Genomic DNA, 558 nt, shown 5'->3' on the forward strand with positions numbered 1-558 from the left:
AATTCATTCTAATTTTATTTTTTTTATGAAAATCTAAAATTTTTTGGATAACAAATTCAGGTGTTATTATACCTAAATTTATATAAGGACTTAAAGCACTATGAAAAAGAATATTGTCTTTTTGATCTACAGCATCCTCATAATCACCAAATAGATTAGATTTTTCTTTTATAAAAAAGTTTAAAAGTTTAACTACATCGTCATATTCAGTAGCAAACCAAAAATTCTCTGTACTTCCTGGATGGTTTTTAAATTCCTTTTCAATGATAGGCTTCAATTTTTTTGTATGACTAGTTTCATTAATTTTGGGAAATTTAGGAATTGATATATCTTTTGGTAATTTATTTCTGTTATCTTCATCAAAACTCCATTTGCCTCCAATTGGATTACCATCTGACCCCATCAATATTCCAGATTTTTTTCTAACATCCTTATAAAAAGTTGCCATAAATGGTTTTTTTGATTTTGATAAATAATTTTTAAAATCTTCTCTTGAATTTAAAAACATTGGTGTTTGAATTATATTCCAGTTAATTTTTTCTTTTTTTGTAAATTGAG

General features: G+C 24.6%; 1 protein-coding gene. It reads right to left on the reverse strand.

Features of this window, described 5'->3' with window-relative positions:
* On the reverse strand, positions 1-508 hold a 508-nt coding region (locus tag AMN99_RS04980), incomplete at its 3' end, for a cryptochrome/photolyase family protein (RefSeq protein ID WP_256998121.1).
* Between the last annotated feature and the right edge of the window lie 50 nt (positions 509-558).

This window comes from Candidatus Pelagibacter communis (genome assembly GCF_001180225.1).
Classification (GTDB): domain Bacteria; phylum Pseudomonadota; class Alphaproteobacteria; order Pelagibacterales; family Pelagibacteraceae; genus Pelagibacter; species Pelagibacter ubique_D.